Source organism: Eudoraea sp., from assembly GCF_039969275.1.
Taxonomy (GTDB): Bacteria; Bacteroidota; Bacteroidia; order Flavobacteriales; family Flavobacteriaceae; genus Eudoraea.
Genome location: NZ_JBDVOC010000010.1, coordinates 504778 through 524118 on the forward strand (window position 1 = coordinate 504778; position 19341 = coordinate 524118).

Below are 19341 nucleotides of genomic sequence, written 5' to 3' on the forward strand. Positions count from 1 at the left end.
AGAGAATGGTTAAAATTAAATTAGTTTAAAATCTTCTGAAGTTCGTAAATCACAATAATGATCCGTTGAACCAAGTCTAATTTTTTGATGCAGTTCACTAATATTTTAAGAGGTCACAACAAAGTTATTCCCAAATTTAAATTCTTCAAAAGTCATTTATGCAAACTAGTCCTTCTTTGGACATGTACTTAATCCGAAAGGAGCATATAGCGGACAAAAGCTAACTAAACTAGTTAGGATAAATACGCCTGCTACTACTAATAAAACTATTCCCCAGGTCCCAGTAACCGTACCTGTAAAATAGAGTACAAAGAAAATTGCCGCAACAATAAATCGTATTACACGATCAGTAGATCCCATGTTCTTTTTCATAGTATTTAATTTTAGTTAAATATAAAGTCCAGGAAGAAAACCAGCCCTGTTATTAAACCCAAACAAATTGTACAAGCCTGTATTAGCTTTATTGCCTTTTTACTCATAGTAGATAATAAACATCAAGGGGGATTCTAAATATATAAAATATTAAGTAAAATTCTTTAGCTGATTTAATTTAATTATTAAATATGAAGTCATCGAACATTAAATGGCTATCTGCTATATTTGTTCAAAACGCGTATTCAGGATATTATGACCAAAAAACAACACTTTGCTGTTTTTATAAATAATCAATCCAATAAACTAGGCCTTATAAAACAATTGTTGGAAGAAGCTAATCCTCCTGTTGGCTTTGAGTCATTAAAAGGGTTGAAAGGGGCATTATTCTCTAAACTCGCCCTGGACAACTTTATTGAAGAAGAAGTAAGGCATGATCTAAAGCTACTTACTTCTTCTACTTCCCAAAGCCTTCTATCTATGAGCAGTGGGGAGCGCAAAAAAGTACTTTTAAATTATATTTTGAAAACAGAACCCGGCTTTCTACTGCTAGACAACCCGTTTGATAACCTTGACAGGGAATCGCAAAGTCATCTGAAAGCAGTTCTTGCTAACATATCGGATCACGTTATAATAATTCAATTAATCAGTAGATCCGCTGACCTGCTTCCTTTTGTTACTCATTATTGCCGAATGGAATTAAATGAATTGTTTATCCTGGAAGACCTGGCATTAATAGAACCCAAAAAAAGTAAGGCTTTTCAAAGAGTTGTTCCTCAACCATTAATTAAGTTTAAATATTCTCATGACTATTTAATTAGATTTAAAAATGTCTCCGTACACTATGAAGAGAAACCAATTCTCAAAAATATTAACTGGAACATCCGAACCGAAGAATTTTGGGAGCTGGCCGGTAAAAATGGTAGTGGTAAAACAACACTTCTTTCCATGATTACAGGTGATAACCCCAAAGCTTACGGGCAGGATATATTCCTGTTTGGAACGAAGAAAGGGAGTGGTGAAAGTGTTTGGGATATCAAAAAAAATATAGGCTATTTTACCCCTGCCATGGTAGACCGGTTCAGGGGCTATCACAGCCTGGAAAATATGCTAATTTCAGGACTTTTAGATTCCATTGGATTGTATGTGAAGCCCAGTCAAGCTCAACTAAGGGTAGCCGGGGAATGGCTGGCTTTATTAGATATGGAAGACAAAAAAGACTGTTATTTTCACGACCTAAGTCTGGGCCAACAACGACTTATCATGTGCGTGAGGGCAATGATTAAACATCCACTTCTGTTAATCCTGGATGAACCAACTGCCGGCTTAGATGATGCAAGTGCGGCTCTTGTAGTTGCCCTTGTAAATAAAATGGCGGCAGAAAGTCAGACAACAATAATTTTTGTCTCGCATAGGAAGGAACCGGAATTAAAACCACATTTTGTATATCAATTAGAATTGACCCCTGAGGGATCTGTTGGTAATGTAATGGGTAAATAAAAATTAAGTAACCGAGTTACAAATTAGACGTAAAGTCGTTTTAAATATGTACCAACTCAACAAGAAAAATTAAAATATGAATTATTGCGTAGTTAAATCGAAGGTTACCCTTTTTATTATTTTTCTGTCAGTATCATTAAATGCACAATTTCTAAAAGGGGAGTTAAGTGAAGGAAGTCCAATTATTGCCGAAATATTACCTAAAGAAACACATCAATATAAGGTAGTGATGGCCAAGGATCAGTTTGCCTTTTTTAAGTTGATGCAACGAGGTGTTGATCTAAAAATAACTACTTATGATGTAAGAGGCAATAAAATTAAGGACTTTGATAGCCCCAATGGTAAAAACGGATATGAATACATAACATTAACTTCCACCATTGATGGCGAATATGTTGTGGAAGTTTATCCGTTGGATGAGAATCAACCTAATGGTAAATATGAAATATCCCTTGAAAAAATAAAACCCAGGGCGGTTACCTTAAATGGACAGGTTGATGAATTGTTTACAGTCTGGGACAACAAGGAAACACCTGGAGCAGCGGTTGCCGTAGTCAAAAATGGCACAATTGTCTATAAAAAAGGGTACGGGATGTCAAATTTGGAATATGATATACCAATAGTGCCTTCAACAATATTTCATATTGCCTCTGTGTCCAAGCAGTTTACGGTTTTCTCCATATTATTATTAGAAAGTGAAGGAAAATTGACACTCGATGATGATATAAGAGAGTATATCCCGGAAGTCCCGGATTTTGGTAAGACCATTACTCTGAGGCATTTAGCAAGTCACACCAGCGGTTTAAGGGATCAATGGAATTTATTAGCCATGGCGGGTTGGCGGCTCGATGATGTTATCACAAAGGAACATGTACTTAAATTAATAAGTAAACAACAGGCGCTTAATTTTGATCCCGGTGAGGAATATATGTATTGCAATACCGGATTTACTTTGTTGGCCGAAGTGGTTGCAAGAGTTTCTGGTGTATCCTTCGCCGTTTTTACAGATGAGCGAATTTTTAAACCTCTGGGTATGGCAAATACGCTATTTTACGATGATCATGAAAAAATTGTAAAAAACAGGGCGTATTCCTATTATTCAGACAGTACCGGCTATAAAAAAAGTGTGTTGAGCTATGCTAATGTGGGAGCGACCAGTCTATTCACTACCGTTGAAGATCTAAGTCTGTGGGCGCTAAACTTTTCATCGCCAAAAATTGGGAGTCCTGAATTGTTTACCGAAATGAATACGCCTGCAGTTCTGAATAATGGTAAGAAAATTGGAGGAGCACTTGGCCAATTTGTAGGAAAGTATAAAGAATTGAATGAGATACAACATGGCGGGGCAGATGCGGGTTACCGGTCATACCTGACTCGTTTTCCCGATCAAAATTTTTCAGTGATAGTATTCAGTAATGATGCTTCTTTTGGATCAGGATCAATGGCGCATAAAATAACGGACATTTATTTGAGAGATCTTATAAAAACAAAGCCAAAGAATGATGTGGCAGCCTCAGGTAATGGAAATAATAAAATTACCATAGATCAAAAAACCAAAAAATCCTATCTGGGTGACTATGAATTACAACCAGGATTTATTATAAGCATCACTGAAAACAGTGGTCAATTATTAGCGCAGGCAACCGGACAACAAAAAGTAACCTTAATCGCTTTATCCCAAACTAAGTTTAAAATTGCAGAAGTGGAAGCTGAAATTACGTTTATTCCCACTGAGGATGAAAAAGCAGAAAGTTTTAAGCTGGAACAAGGGGGCCAGATTATGAATGCACCAAGAATCATAGCATTTGATAAATCGTCTGTTGATTTATCATTATTTACCGGGAGATTTTACAGTGAGGAACTATCTACAGAATACGAATTCATGATAGAAGGCGATAAATTGATTGCCAGACATAGCAGGCATAGTGACATTGCACTGGACCCTCTTAAAAAAGATATGTTTTCTGGCGGTGAATGGTTTTTTAACAGGATTGAATTTATTAGGGATGCAGATGATAAAATAAGTGGCTGTAAAGTATCATCTGGAAGGGTTAGGAATCTGTTATTTCTTAAAGAAAAGTGAAAAAACGATGACTGGACGCAAAATTATTGGCTTATATACTTAATTTAAAGGATATTAACCTACCTTTGCGGCTAATTTAATATATAATCATGAGTAACGGTACAGTAAAATTTTTCAACAACGCCAAAGGTTTTGGATTTATCACTCCGGATGAAGGAGACAAAGACGTTTTTGTCCATGCAAGTGGATTAACAGAAGAGATTTCAGAGGGAGATAAAGTTAGCTACGATCTAGAAGAAAGCCCTAAAGGTTTAAACGCAGTAAATGTTGAGGTAGTTTAATCCTTAAGATTTAAAGAATTTATCTTAAAAAAGCCTGTCTTAAACGACAGGCTTTTTTTTATCTATAAAAACACTAAAAAAGCCGCAAAGCTTATTAACAAGTTCTGCGGCTTAAAATATAATTTTCAAAAAACCTTATTCCTTCTTCTTTCCCATTATCTCACGACGACTGGTATCATACATCACTGGTGTTGCTATAAATAGTGAAGAATAGGTACCTACTATTACACCAATTATCATGGCGAACATAAATCCTCTCAAAGATTCCCCTCCAAAAATAAAAATGGACAATAGTACAACAAGTGTCGTAAGGGAGGTATTAAGTGTTCTGCTTAACGTGCTGTTTAATGCCTTATTGATATTTTTACCGCCTTTCCAGCCATGTTCGGTAACCATCTCCCTGATACGGTCGAAAACGACCACAGTATCATTCAGGGAATAACCAATAACCGTTAAAATGGCCGCTATAAACGCCTGATCTATTTCCATGCTAAAAGGCATTATTTTACTGGTTAGCGAGAAGATGCCTAATACAATCAATACATCATGGAATACCGCTGCAACGGCGCCCAATGAATACTGCCATTTACGAAAACGCAGTAAAATATACAGAAAGACTACTGCTAATGATCCAAAAATAGCCCAAAGCGCATTTTTCTTAATATCATCTGCAATTGTTGGTCCAACCTTCCGGTACTTAAGTACCCCAATATCTCCATTAGTTCCACCGGGGATAAAATCCTGATATGTGGCTCCATCCGGTAAGTATTTTTGAAGTGAGGTATATAATATTCCTAATATTTCATCATCCACTTCTGTACCTTGAACATCTACCTTATACTTGGTTGTAACCATAATTTGGTTAGCATCGCCAAATGTTTTGGCGCTGGCACTTCCCAAGGTTTCGGATAACTCATTCGTTATTTCTGAAGGATTAACCGGATTTACAAAACGAATCTGATAGTTACGACCTCCAACAAAATCTACACCCTCGTCCAAGCCCTGAGTAAATAAGGAGAAAAGTCCAATAGCTATCAAAATAGTTGAAAGAACATAAGCAATTTTACGCTTGCTTAAGAAATCGATATTTAAATTCTTAAACAGATTTTTAGTAAGAGGAGTTGAAAAATCCAGAGTTCTTCCTTTGCCAGAAATATACCATTCTATCAATAATCTCGTAACAAAAATAGCTGTAAACAAAGAGGTTAGAATACCAATAATTAAGGTAGTAGCAAAACCTTTAATAGGGCCACTACCAAAAATCAATAATATAATTGCAGTAAGGCCTGTTGTTACGTTTGCATCCAGAATGGATGATAATGCATTTGCAAAACCATCAGAGATAGCTTGCCCTTTCCCTTTACCTTTAGCCAATTCCTCCTTAATCCTTTCAAAGATCAGAACATTAGCATCAACAGACATACCTATAGTTAATACAATACCGGCAATTCCGGGTAATGTAAGTACAGCACCCAAACTGGATAATACACCAAAAATTAGGACAATGTTGAAAGTTAAAGCTATATCGGCAAAGATTCCTGCTTTACCATAATAGAAGATCATCCATATTAAAACAAAAACCATAGCAATCAGAAAGGACATAAAGCCACTATCTATGGCTTCCTGTCCCAGGGAAGGACCAACAACAAAAGAATCAATGATCTCTGCGGAAGCGGGTAATTTACCAGCCCTCAGCACATTGGCAATATCTTTGGTTTCATTTACTGTAAAAGTTCCGGTAATTTCAGAACTGCCTCCTGATATTCCTCCTACCTGAGAAACCCCTGGCGCAGTATATACTTTATTATCGAGGACAATTGCTATACCTGTATTATTAAGGTTAGCCTCACTGGTTAGTTTTTCCCAAAGCTTAGCACCTTTTACGTTCATGTCCATGCCTACAGCTGGCCTGTTAAACTGGTCAAATTGGTCCCTGGCATCACTAACCACATCACCACTAATTCTAGGGGTATTATCCCTGTTAGATTTTAAGGCATATAAGGATGCCACTTCGGAATCCTTAGTAGGCCGCTCCCATAAAAATTTTGTGAATTGTACTTCTGCAGCTAATAAACGTCTGACTTCCGGCATACGAAGGTATGATCCTATTTCTGCGGTATCTTTTATTGCCGCTATACCAACAGCAAAACCAGGTCCGTTTAACTGTAACTTTTCAAATAATGGATTACTCTCAGTGGCCAGATCCAAAGAATCCTGGGTTACGTCTGAGAGTAAAGAATCTATCTCAGATTCTTCCTTATCAACTACATCTTCTTCCGAGTCTTCTACGAGGGTTTTAAGGCGGTCATTGGCCTGAATAAAGAAGTTTATAAGGCTTTGATTTCCTGGTTCATAGGTTTCCCAAAACTCCAATTGTGCGGTACTTGACAGAAGGTCCTGGGCTCTTGCGATATCTCTTGCTCCCGGTAATTCAACCAAAATCCTTCCGGAATTGCCTTCACGCTGAATGTTGGGTTGCGTAACTCCAAAACCATCAATACGCTCACGTAATACTTCGAAGGCCGATACTACAGATTCATCAATTTTTCGCCGGATAATAGGCATTACCTCATTATCTGTCATTTGAAAATTGATCTCATCACTAAGACCTTTATTTGCAAAAATATCAGGAGAAGCCAATTTAGCATCTCCCTTTATATTATCAAATGCTTCGAAAAACAGATCAATATAGGTTTCGTCACTGTCTTTAGAAGCCACGTCGGCATCCGCTAATGCTTTGTTAAAGATTGGATTTTTGGTATTATCCGCCAGGCCTTTAAGAATATCTTTTACCGATATCTGAAGCGTAACATTTATACCCCCTTTAAGATCCAGGCCTTTATTTAGTTCCTTTTTCTTTGCATCGTCATAACTGGTATATCCCAAAATAGGATTACCTCCAATGGAATCTAAATAAGAAGCTTCAACCGCTTCTCTTTTGGCCACATAATCCTCCTCAGAGGGTGAAACAGCAGATGTTGCAAATAATGTTGCATCTTTTTCTACCTTAGCGGTAATGAATGTGTAGGAAAGTTGATAGATACTTACCAGTCCGAACAAGAAAGCAAATAGCTTTATAAGTCCTTTATTCTGCATGGTTTAATTGATTTTTTGATGGAATTTGTAAACAGCGTGCAAATATATCATTTCCCTTAAGAACTGACAATTTATTTATGTTATTTGTATAGATCAAAGGACTGTTGAGACCTTTGTACTTAAAGCTTTATTTAGCAATATTTTCAATTTACAGCTATAAAACAATCAGTTCCTAAAAATTGCCAGAGCCCTGGTATAATGGAAACAATCTTTATACAGACTAAACTCATTCTAAAAAAAGAAGCATCACACGAGTGATGCTTCTTATAAATCAAAAAATGGTTTATACTACACGTCCAGCAAACCATTAGTATTTCTAACCCCTACAGCGCTCTCCTGCATTTTAGCTTTTTCGGCATCACTCAGGGAAATCTCTACAATATCTTCAATTCCGTTTTTGCCGAGTAATACAGGAACACCAATACAGATATCGTTTAAGCCATATTCCCCTTCAAGGAAAGTAGAACAAGGAAACATCTTCTTTTGATCACAGGCAATGGCCTGTACCAATGCTGAAACTGCGGCACCAGGAGCATACCAGGCACTTGTGCCAAGAAGTTTAGTAAGTGTAGCACCACCCACTTTTGTGTCTTCCACTACCTGTTGAAGGCGGCCCTCCGATAAAAATTCAGAAACCTTTACGCTATTTCTTGCAGCCTGACTGGCAAGCGGTACCATACCAGTATCGCTATGCCCACCAATTACCATTCCATCAATATCTGAGATAGGAGCATCAAGAGCCTCAGCCAAACGATATTTAAATCTTGCACTATCTAATGCTCCTCCCATACCAATAATTTTATTCTTGGGAAGATTTGTGGTCTTATGTACCAAATAGGTCATCGTATCCATCGGATTACTTACCACAATCAAAGTTACATTTGGTGAATGCTCTAAAAGATTTGAAGCCACAGTTTTCACTATCCCTGCATTTATACCAATCAGCTCCTCTCGAGTCATGCCTGGTTTTCTGGGAATCCCCGACGTGATTACAGCAATATCGCTATCAGCGGTTCTTGAATAATCTCCTGTAGTGCCCGTTATGGTGGTGTCAAAACCGTTCAAAGAAGCCGTTTGCATAAGGTCCATAGCCTTTCCTTCAGCATAACCTTCTTTAATATCCAGCAAAACAACTTCCGAAGCAAAATTTTTAATTGCGATATACTCGGCACAACTAGCACCAACTGCACCCGCTCCAACTACTGTAACTTTCATGATATACTATATTTTAAAGTGATTTATAAGACTGGTAAAATTACAGAAATTTAACAGATTTAAGAACCCATTATCAACATATATTTTCCCTTGAAGTTTTGATTTGTTTATGCATTGTTTTATTAATATGTTAAAATAAAATGCAATTCAACGAAGAAACTCCAATTCTTATGTATTACATCGATTTTTAACAATACCTGTTTTAGTATTGGCGTTAGAAATACTAATAGATCCCAAATCTAAAACCTACTAGAATTGAAAAAGCTTTTCTCCTTTATGGCGATAGTTGCTATTGTGTTAGCCAGTAACTGTTCCAGAATCCCAGAAAATAATGATCCGGTCATCGGTATTTGGTACAGGGTGGATGTTATTAATACCAGCGAAACTAATAAACAAACAGTTCGCCAGGAATGGATATTCAACGACGTATATTTAGGAAGGTACCAAAAATACAACGGGTCTCAGGTTGACTTCAAAACTGATTTTAGCTGGGTAGCGGATAAAGGTGTATACACTATTTCTTATCCGGGAACAGACATGATTAAAGATGTTGTAAGCATGAAAGAAACTCCGGAAGGTATGTTGCTGGAGGATGTAAAAGGTGAAACCCTGGCAAAACGAGAGTAATTCCCCAATTTTTTTTCCATATAGTTACGAAAAGCAGTCTTTTTAAAAGGCTGCTTTTTTAATTAAGGAATAATAGCTCCGGCAAATAAAATCGAAACTTATAACTTAATCTCAATAAAAAAATCCCGAAGCTTTCACATCGGGATTTTTACTTTCATTTAATACTAGTTACACGTCAATATTTGCATAAACAGCATTTTTCTCAATAAATTCCCTTCTTGGAGGAACTTCGTCTCCCATTAACATAGAGAATACTCTGTCAGATTCGGTGGCGTTATCAATTGTAATCTGTCGTAAAGTCCTGAACGATGGGTTCATAGTGGTATCCCAAAGTTGTTCTGCATTCATTTCACCTAAACCTTTGTAGCGTTGAATTGCGGCGCTACCTCCAAAACTTTCAACAATCCCATCTCGCTCCTTATCAGACCAGGCATAACGCTTTTTACTCCCTTTTTTAACGAGATAAAGAGGGGGAGTTGCAATATAAACATGACCTCCTTCTATTAGTTCTCGCATATAGCGAAAGAAAAAAGTTAGTATTAATGTTTCTATATGACTTCCATCTACATCCGCATCACACATGATCACAACTTTATGATAACGCAATTTTTCGAGATTCAAGGCTTTACTGTCTTCTTCAGTACCTATAGTTACACCCAATGCTGTGTAAATGTTTTTTATTTCTTCATTTTCAAACACCTTATGTTGCATGGCTTTTTCTACGTTCAATATTTTACCACGTAAAGGTAATATTGCCTGAAAATTCCTGTCTCGGCCTTGTTTTGCAGTTCCGCCTGCGGAATCTCCCTCAACAAGAAAAACTTCACATAGAGCTGGATCCTGTTCTGAACAGTCAGACAATTTTCCCGGTAACCCTCCGATACTCATTACCGTTTTCCGTTGTACCATTTCCCGTGCCTTAGCAGCTGCATGGCGCGCCTGAGCGGCCAGAATCACCTTTTGCACAATAATTTTGGCATCATCAGGATGTTCCTCCAGATAATTGGTGAGCATCTCTGATACCGCCTGGCTCACAGCCGAAGAAACTTCCCTGTTTCCTAGTTTTGTCTTGGTTTGTCCCTCAAACTGAGGTTCTCCCACTTTTACCGAAATAATCGCCGTAAGACCTTCTCTGAAATCATCCCCGGCAACCTCAAATTTCACCTTATCCAACATCCCGGAACTATCGGCATATTTCTTTAAAGTTGTGGTAAGCCCCCTCCTGAATCCCGAAAGATGTGTTCCACCCTCATGAGTATTAATATTGTTTACATAGGAGTGTAAATTTTCAGTATAGCTATTGTTATAAATCATAGCCACCTCAACCGGAATCCCGTTTTTTTCGCCCTCCATAGAGATGACATCATTAATCAAGGGTTCCCTGTTGCTATCTAAAAAACGTACAAATTCTTTTAACCCCTGATCTGAATAAAATGTGTCAGATACAAAATTACCTTCTTCGTCTTTCTGGCGCCTGTCTGAAATACTTATAGTCACTCCTTTATTCAAATAAGAAAGTTCCCTCATCCTATTAGACAGGGTTTCGTAACTGTATTCTATAGTTTGTGTAAAAATGTCGGCATCCGGGTGAAAAGTTACTATAGTTCCTGTTTCACTGGATTCTCCAACGCTTTTAACAGGATAAAGTGATTTACCCCTTTCATATTCCTGTTCCCATACTTTACCATTTCTGTGAACAGATGCCTTTAAGTGATCGGAAAGTGCATTTACAACAGAAACACCTACGCCGTGTAAACCACCTGAAACCTTATAAGAATCTTTATCAAATTTACCCCCTGCTCCAATTTTGGTCATTACCACTTCAAGTGCCGATATACCTTCTTTCTTGTGAATATCAACTGGTATTCCCCGACCATTATCTTTAGTAGTTATTGAATTATCTTCGTTTATAATGACTTCAATAGCGTCGCAATATCCTCCCATTGCTTCATCAATTGAATTATCCACCACTTCATAAACCAAATGATGTAATCCCCGGACACCTATATCTCCAATATACATGGAAGGCCTCATACGCACATGCTCAATACCTTCTAATGCCTGAATACTGTCAGCGGAATATTCTTTTTTCTTAGCTTCTTCGCTCATACAATAATTTAAGTATATTATTTAATTTTTTGCAATCTTACAAATATAGGTAATACCCTATAGAATATAGTGTTTGTGCATATACGAAGCCCTTAAGTTATCAACAATTTAACAACAATTTATGCTTCCTTTAAGGAAGTCTATGAAAATTGATTAAACATGACTTTTGTTAGTTATCTTAGTCAGCAAATGGCGTACTTTTGCGCGGAAACTTTACATTAAAAAAATGGCCGATTCCAGAACCGCCTCGATCAAAATTCTTTCTGAAATTCAAAGAGTAGTAGATATTCAGAGTAAAATAATCTACTTCTTGTTAAGTATTATAGCCGCAGGAACTCTTACCTATTTTTTGTATGAACCCTCGCTCAATGAAGCCCAATTATTTGTGCTGTTCATACTTTTCCTGGCAGTCGGTCTTTGGGTTACAGAGGCCATACCACCCTTTGCGGTCGGATTGCTTGTCTTTGGCGGTTTAATCTATGGCATGGCCAACTATTATGGTAAGGTTGATCCGGAGAATGTCCAGGGCCACATGATTCAGTATGTGAATTCCTGGTCGAGTAGCGTCATATGGCTGATGTTGGGAGGATTTTTTATTGCTGAAGCAATGAGTAAGACAAAATTAGACCGTGAAGTCTTCAGGATTTCCGTTTCAAGGTTTGGAACCTCTCCAAAATATATACTGCTTGGACTTATGCTTACTACCGCCTTATTCTCAATGATCATGTCTAATACAGCTACCACGGCCATGATGATAGCTTCTGTACTACCGTTTATAAATACACTTGACAAAGACTCTCCCTTTGCCAAGGCAATTCTTATCGGAATATCCGGTGCTGCTTCAATTGGCGGCATGGGTACTTTAATTGGCTCACCACCAAACGCAATAGCCGTGGAAGCATTGAATAATCACGGAATTCCCGTAGGTTTCCTGGAATGGATGATTGTAGGATTTCCGATCGCCATCATTCTGACTTTTATGTTTTGGTTTGCTCTAACTAAAAAATATATTCCCAAACAACAGAAAATGCATATTGATATAAAGAAGGAAACTTTGGATCCTAATGACCCCAAATACCGCTTCGAAAAAATCAAAAAAAAAGTGGTCCTTTCAGTGTTGGGTCTCACACTTCTCTTATGGCTCACAGAAAAAGTACATGGCATTCCTGCGGCTATGGTGTCCTTTGTGCCTATTATTTTATTGACCATGACAGGTATTATTTCCGGAGAGGACGTACGCAAACTACCCTGGGACACGCTTATGCTTGTAGCAGGAGGTCTAACACTTGGGCTCGCAATTCAGGATACGGGACTGGCTAGTTATTATATCGAACAGCTAGATCAAACCAATTTAAACTTCTATATGATTGTAATTAGTTTTGCCTTCCTCACAGTTATCTTGTCGAATATCATGAGTAATACAGCCACGGCAACAATTCTTATTCCAATAAGTCTTATTCTTACCTTTGAAAATCCAGCTATTTTACCCTTTGTAATCGGTTTGAGCGCCTCCGCGGCCTTATACTTGCCCATATCTACTCCTCCCAATGCTATTGCATATAGTACGGGCAAACTCGAACAAAAAGACTTCCGGTATGGAGGCACCATCTTTGGATTATTAGGGCCCATTATCATCACGACTTGTGTTTTTGCCATAGCCGCTTTGTACCAAATGATCATGTAATTACAGAAGTTCATGATGAGAAGAAGGCATGAAGCATGCAAAAGAAGCCCCAAAATATTGGTGCTTCCTTCTGACTAATTAATAATTCAATAGCTACTTCTTATAAAAAAGAAGGTTTTGTGAACAGAATTTCAGTATTTCTGAAATAAAGTATTTACTATTCATAAGCATCATCATGAACATTGGCAACAGCACGTCCTGAAGGATCATTCATGTTTTTAAAGGCCTCATCCCACTCCAATGCAATTTTAGTACTACAGGCTACCGATGCCTCCTGTGGCACGGACCATGCAGCAGCATCACTTGGGAAATGCCCCTCAAATATAGACCTATAATAAAATTCTTCCTTTGTGGTAGGAGTTTGAATAGGGTATCTGAATTTTGCATTAGCCAATTGTTCGTCAGATACTTCCTTATTCACAACTTCCTTCAATGTATCTATCCAGCTATACCCAACCCCATCAGAAAATTGTTCTTTTTGCCTCCAGGCCACACTTTCCGGCAATACAGATTCAAATGCTTTACGCACCACCCATTTTTCCATTCGTTCCCCATTTATCATCTTGTCTTTTGGATTAATCCGCATAGCCACATCTATAAATTCTTTATCCAGAAAAGGAACCCTGCCTTCAATTCCCCAGGCTGCTAAAGATTTATTTGCCCTTAAGCAATCATACATATGTAACTTGCTTAATTTCCTAACAGTCTCTTCATGGAAATCCATAGGACTGGGTGCCTTGTGAAAATACAGGTAGCCACCAAATAGTTCATCAGCACCTTCACCTGAAAGGACCATTTTAATGCCCATAGATTTTATTACCCTGGCCATCAGGTACATAGGTGTTGATGCCCTGATGGTAGTAATATCATAGGTTTCCAGGTTATAAATTACATCCTTAATAGCATCAAGGCCTTCCTGGATAGTAAACTTAATTTCATGGTGGATAGTGCCTATATGGTCTGCTACTATTTGAGCGGCTGCGAGATCCGGCGATCCTTCTAATCCTACAGAAAATGAATGCAATTGCGGCCACCAGGCATCCTTGGCATCATCAGACTCTATTCGCTTTTGAGAATACTTTTTGGCTATAGCAGAGGTAATGGAAGAATCAAGACCTCCTGATAGAAGAACCCCATAAGGCACATCAGACATTAATTGCCTGTGCACTGCCGCATCCAGGGCATCCCTTATTTCATCGATACTTGTTTGGTTTTCCTTTACAGCTTCGTAATCCATCCAATCCCTTTTATACCATCTCTTTAGTTCCCCGTCACTACTATGCAAATAATGTCCTGGTGGAAAAAGCTCTATTTTTGTGCATGTACCTTCCAATGCCTTAAGTTCAGAAGCAACATAAAAGGTCCCGTTTTTATCCCAACCCATATATAGTGGAATTATACCCATATGATCTCTGGCTACAAAATATTCATCTTTTTCAGAGTCATAAATTGCAAATCCAAAAATCCCATTCATATCATCCAAAAAATCAGGTCCTTTTTTCTGATATAGCGCCAGAATAACTTCACAGTCAGATTCTGTACTGAAAGTGTAAGATCCTTTAAATTGCTTCCTTAATTCTCTATGGTTATATATTTCCCCGTTGGCGGCTAAAATAAGTTTCTGATCTTCACTAAATAGGGGTTGTTTTCCAGATGCAGGATCCACAATTGCCAAACGTTCATGAGCCAATATAGCCTTCTCATTTGCATAAATCCCACTCCAATCAGGACCTCTGTGCCTTACTTTCTTGGACATTTCCAATAATTGGGGTCTCAAGGTTTCTGTACTTTCCTTTACATCAAATGCACACACTATTCCACACATTCTATAAATATTTTATCAGTTATTAGGCAAAGATGCGAATAAACTTATTAAATTGAAACACAACTAAGGTTATTTATTTCATATTGTAATCAAATAAGCAATATTTGATAAGATTTTCAATCAAAACTCCAAAAATAGGAGTATTGAACGAACATTTTGTAAGCAGTTAAAATTTTAACGACTTTTTATAAGAACCCAAAGGGTTTACTAATTAGATTTGATAAATATAAAAACAAGCACAATTATGAAAAAAGTATTGACACTAACTATCATGGCCTTAGCCATAGTTTTTACGAATGAAATTACAGCGCAGGAGTTTGGTGGGATGGATAAAAGTCCAGCGGATATTGCCTCATATCCCTCCAGTTACAAAGTTTCCGATAAGTTGATAAAGGTTGTATATAGCAGACCACAATTAAAAGAAAGATCACTTTCACAACTTGCACCTGAAGGTAAAGTTTGGAGAACAGGAGCAAACGAAGCTGCCGAGATTACCCTTTATAAAGATATGATGTTTGGAGATACTTCTGTGAAAGCAGGAACTTATTCTCTATTCACTGTGCCAGGGGAATCTGAATGGACGGTTATTTTGAATAGCAATTTAAATCAATGGGGAGCTTATTCTTATGATGAGTCTGCTGATGTAGCTAAGACTAAAGGTTCTGTTAGTATGGGAGATGAATCATTGGAAGCATTTTCTATCGGATTCAAGGAAGTAGACAATGGAGTACATATGGTATTAGGATGGGGCACCACAAGAGTCGCGGTTCCTTTTAGTATGAGTATGTAATAAACATAGATAAAAGTTAAAAGCCGAAGTTAAACACTTCGGCTTTTTTTGTTTTATACTTTAAGAATTAATCTGTTAGGTTTCCTGTCTGAAGTCTCCCATCTATATATACCTGCTCTGCCATAATTTTCGGAATATTCTTTGGAACTCGGCAAACAGCGAGAATAAGAGCCAAAATTAATACGAGGTTTCTGATGTAAACATTTATATATTAAAGATTGAGTAAAATATTTCCTTAGTCCCTTATTTCATGGCAGGACAAGTAGATAGTAGCTATTTAATTAGTTTGTAAAACCTCAAATTCGGCGATTACCTTCAAGCATAAAGGTGCCGTCAGGGGTATTGCTTTCGCCTTTAAAAGAATCCCCATCCATAATAAGAGCAACGTCCACCATACTTCCTTCTATATCTACAGAGAAAGTCAGTTTGTTTTTATCAACTTTTACGTTATCCGCAGGCAGATCACCCCCCGGCAATTCCAGTTTCACAGTATACACCTTCTTTTTTTTAGAGATATGCAATACCCCGGAACTATATTCTACCGGAACATCCTGAACTGAATAGTCCCAACTTCCGGTCCATTTCTTTTTTTTAACAAGCATATCAGAACTTTCAACCCCATTTAAAGCATTACACCTTTCAAGAGAATATCCATTAGAAAATATCAGTATTAATATTATAAGGCAGAAATTTTTAAAAATTGTTTTCATCAGAAAAGTTATTACGTTTATGTCTAAATGTACAGCATTTTTTTGAAGTAAGGCTTAGTCCTTTTCCGAAATAATAAAAGCTACGCGCCTATTCTTCTGCCTGCCCTCTTCTGTTTCATTACTTGCTATAGGTGCACTTCCACCATGACCTTTCCAACTTATCCTATCCTCTGAAACTCCCAGTTCAATTAAATATTTAGCAACTGCAGAACAACGTCTATCCGATAAATACTGGTTATAAGAACTAGTTCCAATATTATCTGTATGTCCGTCAACGGTTATCTGAAGTGACTTGTTTGCATCCAGGTAGTTATATATTTTTTGAACATCTGTTTTAGCGGAATCCAATAACTTAAATTCATCAAAATTGAATAGGACATTTTTAAAAACATGAATTTTGTCGAGTTCGTAATTTTCAGTTTCCAGATCCGGATCATGAGATGAATTCACAATAGAACCTATAGATTTTGCCAGATTTAATGCAACCATATCCAGGTAATAATAAGCTCCCTGTTTGGCTCCTTTTTTTATTTTAAACTTTCTGGTACCGGCATTATTCTTAAAATTGCCTATTATCATATAATTTTCTGTGCCTTTGGCTGCAAATCTGGTACTTACTACAACCCAATCTTTTGTATCTCTATAAAAATTTGTATATCCAATCTCCATAAAATTATAGGCATTACCCACAATTTTATACATGTGCATTTTTGAGAGCTCTTTTTTTATATTCAAGTCCAGTTTATCCTTTGAAAACAGTACTCCAAAATCTTTTACGGCGAAGTCCGAACGTTCGGCAAGACTAACGTGGAAAGAAACCTGATAGGTTTTACCTTTCTCTAAGGTTTGAGTAAGCGGTACCTGTATATATTCCCGATAATCATCCGGGGCATAAAGATAAAGGCCGGCATAGCCCTTGCCAAAATCTGGTGGTTGTGTCCCATTAAAATTTTCAGGGGTCCCCATTATCGTGCTGCAACCATTAAAATAATCAGTAGATCCTTTTGTTGGTGTACTCCAATGAGCGACATCAGTTTCAAAATTACCGAGACGTGCCGGGCAAGCATCGTACTGCTCAAAACTTGGATTTTGTATCAGGTTTTGGGACAGAAGGTTCGCAATACACCAAAAGTAGGTGAACAACAAGCTGTATGTACACTTTGCAACCAAAATAATGAGGGGGCTATTACCTTACCCTAAATTAAGAATTAATCTTCTGGCATGAAGTTAATACCGTTAAACAGTGTCTTTTACAGATGATTGAGCTAAAATTTAACTTTATTATTTATAATGTTATTTAAAAATCAAACTTATAGGATGCCCCTGCCAATACCTGGAAGCTCTGCACTCTAAAATTGGCCCATCGCTGATACGAATTATTTGCGATATTATTTGCTTTGGCAAAAATAGAAAGTTGTTCATTGAAATGATATCCCACATGGGCATTTGCATCAAAAAAACTATCTAAAGTGATCACTGTGGAAGGGAAATCTGCAGGCAGAATATTTTCTACCACCTGGGCACTTAAATCCTGACGCTCGCCTACATAAAATAAATTAGCCCCCAGAAACCATTTTTCTCCTATCTGGTAATCCAAAAGCAATGACCCTTTAACATCAGGAAGGTTCCATGCAGGATTATCAGTCTCCGTATTGTAATCAAATAGTTCTACGTTTACTCCAAGCGTGAAATCTCTGTTTATATCCACATTTAATTCGGCAAACAATCCGACGGTTTTAATATCATCATAAAATACTTCGAATGAATTGCCATAATAATATCCCTTTTCATCATCTCTAAAATCATTTTGAGGATTTAATTTATAAAGTGGTTTTCTGTTTTCAGCTCTATAGAATCCTCTTATGTTATAGCTCAGACTAGGTATAATTTGACCTTTTATACCCAGGAATGCATCATACTGCCTATCTGTAGGCATAATAGTTAAAGTGGGAGATACAAATGGGTTTTCTCCAACAAAACTATAATAAGAATTTTGATCTAACCCCCCTTCTATGCCTCCATAACCAATAACCGCATCTTCTAACAATCTGTACGAGGCCGTAATTTCCGGATAAATATAAAAATTGCTGTCACTAACCTCTGTATTCAGACCATATATTAAAGAAACTCCAAGGTTTAAGGTGTATTTATCCCCGGATAATACCAAGTTTGGATTTGCACCAATTTGCATTTGGCCGTAATCTATTCCCATTGTGTTCGTTGAGCTATTTATGCCAGCATTTTTAAAACTCCCACCTACATAATCAAAATTGACCTTTAAAGTCACTAATTCTGACGAGACTGGAAATTGAAATTCTGGTTTTATCAAAAATCTATTTTCTCCGGAATCCACTGCATCCCAAAATCTTCGATACAATATTTCGCCGCCAGCAAAAACAGACTCCTCCATCTGGAGTTTGGCACCAGCTTCAAGGCCAAAATAATTTTGGTTTTCATCAATTGTACTAATTGTTGCTTCATCAAAAACCCCTTCAGGAAGGCCATACCAATTGTATTTCTGATGTTGAAATCCAATATCGGCACGCCAATTCAAATCTCTTTCTTTTTGATTATAAGAAGCATTCAATTTGGTATTGTAAAAATCGGTATCGAGCAAAACATCTTCAAGGTTTCCGCGTGAGGAATGATGATTAAGTCCAAAATCTACTCTTTTATTACCCCTGTCTATGTCTCTGCTGGTATAAAAATCTGCGAGGGCAGTGCTAAAATTTCCAAAATTGACAGAAGCATAGGAATTATATAGTTTTTCCGGTTTGGCTTTTTGCACAACAGACGCCTTCCCCTTGGCCGGTGTAAAAGTCGAAGCAACAGGTATTGAAAAAATGCTGTACTCAATCTTCTTTTTTTGAAGTACAATAGAATCATTGAGATTTGGAATAGATTTTACCTTGAAGGCATCTGAAACTGTCGGTGAATATGGCCTTACCACCGTAACAGTTTCCGTTCCAATGTCTTTTTCGTCTTGTGCCGATAAGAGCTGCACTAAACCTATTAAAGCAATTATCGTAACTTTTAGTTCCCTTTGCAT

General features: G+C 37.4%; 14 protein-coding genes. 6 read left to right on the top strand and 8 right to left on the bottom strand.

The genetic code is table 11. From position 1 onward, the window contains the following. Positions 1-165 precede the first annotated feature (165 nt). The gene (locus ABJH90_RS10125) at positions 166-372 is read right to left on the bottom strand and encodes a DUF2892 domain-containing protein (protein WP_348138937.1); all 207 of its coding nucleotides are present in this window, start codon (positions 370-372) and stop codon (positions 166-168) included. A 255-nt stretch (positions 373-627) separates the two neighbouring features. Between ABJH90_RS10125 and ABJH90_RS10130 the strand changes: the two genes are divergently transcribed. The 3 genes from ABJH90_RS10130 to ABJH90_RS10140 all read left to right on the top strand — a co-directional run bounded on the left by ABJH90_RS10130 (position 628) and on the right by ABJH90_RS10140 (position 4236). After that, positions 628-1872, top strand: a complete 1245-nt coding sequence (locus tag ABJH90_RS10130) for an ATP-binding cassette domain-containing protein (protein ID WP_348138939.1) — start codon at positions 628-630, stop codon at positions 1870-1872. Between the two features lie 76 nt (positions 1873-1948). Continuing rightward, positions 1949-3955 carry a serine hydrolase gene (locus ABJH90_RS10135; protein WP_348138941.1) on the top strand — a complete coding sequence of 669 codons (2007 nt, stop codon included), beginning with the start codon at positions 1949-1951 and terminating at the stop codon, positions 3953-3955. An 89-nt stretch (positions 3956-4044) separates the two neighbouring features. Beyond that, entirely contained in the window at positions 4045-4236 is a 192-nt protein-coding gene (locus ABJH90_RS10140; RefSeq protein WP_019668364.1) for a cold-shock protein, read from the top strand. 135 nt (positions 4237-4371) lie between these two features. On the opposite strand, the gene secDF is transcribed toward ABJH90_RS10140, so the two are convergent. Together secDF and ABJH90_RS10150 are read right to left on the bottom strand one after the other, a co-directional pair. Next, positions 4372-7332, bottom strand: a complete 2961-nt coding sequence (gene secDF / locus ABJH90_RS10145; protein WP_348138943.1) for a protein translocase subunit SecDF — start codon at positions 7330-7332, stop codon at positions 4372-4374. Between the two features lie 288 nt (positions 7333-7620). Beyond that, on the bottom strand, positions 7621-8547 hold the full coding sequence (locus ABJH90_RS10150) for a malate dehydrogenase (RefSeq protein ID WP_348138945.1): 927 nt from the start codon (positions 8545-8547) through the stop codon (positions 7621-7623). Between the two features lie 255 nt (positions 8548-8802). Between ABJH90_RS10150 and ABJH90_RS10155 the strand changes: the two genes are divergently transcribed. Beyond that, the gene (locus tag ABJH90_RS10155; protein ID WP_348138947.1) at positions 8803-9174 is read left to right on the top strand and encodes a hypothetical protein; all 372 of its coding nucleotides are present in this window, start codon (positions 8803-8805) and stop codon (positions 9172-9174) included. 168 nt (positions 9175-9342) lie between these two features. On the opposite strand, the gene gyrB is transcribed toward ABJH90_RS10155, so the two are convergent. Then, a complete protein-coding gene (gene gyrB / locus ABJH90_RS10160; protein ID WP_348138949.1) occupies positions 9343-11283 on the bottom strand; it encodes a DNA topoisomerase (ATP-hydrolyzing) subunit B in 1941 nt (646 codons plus the stop codon). 226 nt (positions 11284-11509) lie between these two features. Here gyrB and ABJH90_RS10165 point away from each other — a divergent pair, with 226 nt between their 5' ends. Then, on the top strand, positions 11510-12967 hold the full coding sequence (locus ABJH90_RS10165) for an SLC13 family permease (RefSeq protein ID WP_348138951.1): 1458 nt from the start codon (positions 11510-11512) through the stop codon (positions 12965-12967). Positions 12968-13124: 157 nt separating this feature from the next. On the opposite strand, the gene asnB is transcribed toward ABJH90_RS10165, so the two are convergent. Continuing rightward, entirely contained in the window at positions 13125-14792 is a 1668-nt protein-coding gene (asnB, locus tag ABJH90_RS10170; RefSeq protein ID WP_348138953.1) for an asparagine synthase B, read from the bottom strand. A 244-nt stretch (positions 14793-15036) separates the two neighbouring features. Here asnB and ABJH90_RS10175 point away from each other — a divergent pair, with 244 nt between their 5' ends. Next, a complete protein-coding gene (locus tag ABJH90_RS10175; RefSeq protein ID WP_348138955.1) occupies positions 15037-15582 on the top strand; it encodes a DUF2911 domain-containing protein in 546 nt (181 codons plus the stop codon). Positions 15583-15878: 296 nt separating this feature from the next. Here the strand turns inward: ABJH90_RS10175 and ABJH90_RS10180 are convergent, their stop codons facing one another. The 3 genes from ABJH90_RS10180 to ABJH90_RS10190 all read right to left on the bottom strand — a co-directional run bounded on the left by ABJH90_RS10180 (position 15879) and on the right by ABJH90_RS10190 (position 19341). Next, positions 15879-16292, bottom strand: coding sequence for a hypothetical protein (locus ABJH90_RS10180; RefSeq protein ID WP_348138957.1), 414 nt, complete (start codon positions 16290-16292; stop codon positions 15879-15881). A gap of 54 nt (positions 16293-16346) precedes the next feature. Beyond that, a complete protein-coding gene (locus ABJH90_RS10185; protein WP_348138959.1) occupies positions 16347-17435 on the bottom strand; it encodes an OmpA family protein in 1089 nt (362 codons plus the stop codon). Between the two features lie 154 nt (positions 17436-17589). Then, positions 17590-19341 (bottom strand): TonB-dependent receptor, encoded by a 1752-nt coding sequence (locus ABJH90_RS10190; RefSeq protein WP_348138961.1) that lies wholly within the window; start codon positions 19339-19341, stop codon positions 17590-17592.

What these genes read in the sequence shown, in the direction of transcription:
- ABJH90_RS10125 (WP_348138937.1), bottom strand. Translation starts at nt 372, where the DNA reads ATGAAAAAGAACATGGGATCTACTGATCGTGTAATACGATTTATTGTT.
- ABJH90_RS10130 (WP_348138939.1), top strand. Translation starts at nt 628, where the DNA reads ATGACCAAAAAACAACACTTTGCTGTTTTTATAAATAATCAATCCAAT.
- ABJH90_RS10135 (WP_348138941.1), top strand. Translation starts at nt 1,949, where the DNA reads ATGAATTATTGCGTAGTTAAATCGAAGGTTACCCTTTTTATTATTTTT.
- ABJH90_RS10140 (WP_019668364.1), top strand. Translation starts at nt 4,045, where the DNA reads ATGAGTAACGGTACAGTAAAATTTTTCAACAACGCCAAAGGTTTTGGA.
- secDF (WP_348138943.1), bottom strand. Translation starts at nt 7,332, where the DNA reads ATGCAGAATAAAGGACTTATAAAGCTATTTGCTTTCTTGTTCGGACTG.
- ABJH90_RS10150 (WP_348138945.1), bottom strand. Translation starts at nt 8,547, where the DNA reads ATGAAAGTTACAGTAGTTGGAGCGGGTGCAGTTGGTGCTAGTTGTGCC.
- gyrB (WP_348138949.1), bottom strand. Translation starts at nt 11,283, where the DNA reads ATGAGCGAAGAAGCTAAGAAAAAAGAATATTCCGCTGACAGTATTCAG.
- ABJH90_RS10165 (WP_348138951.1), top strand. Translation starts at nt 11,510, where the DNA reads ATGGCCGATTCCAGAACCGCCTCGATCAAAATTCTTTCTGAAATTCAA.
- asnB (WP_348138953.1), bottom strand. Translation starts at nt 14,792, where the DNA reads ATGTGTGGAATAGTGTGTGCATTTGATGTAAAGGAAAGTACAGAAACC.
- ABJH90_RS10175 (WP_348138955.1), top strand. Translation starts at nt 15,037, where the DNA reads ATGAAAAAAGTATTGACACTAACTATCATGGCCTTAGCCATAGTTTTT.
- ABJH90_RS10180 (WP_348138957.1), bottom strand. Translation starts at nt 16,292, where the DNA reads ATGAAAACAATTTTTAAAAATTTCTGCCTTATAATATTAATACTGATA.
- ABJH90_RS10190 (WP_348138961.1), bottom strand. Translation starts at nt 19,341, where the DNA reads ATGCAAAGGGAACTAAAAGTTACGATAATTGCTTTAATAGGTTTAGTG.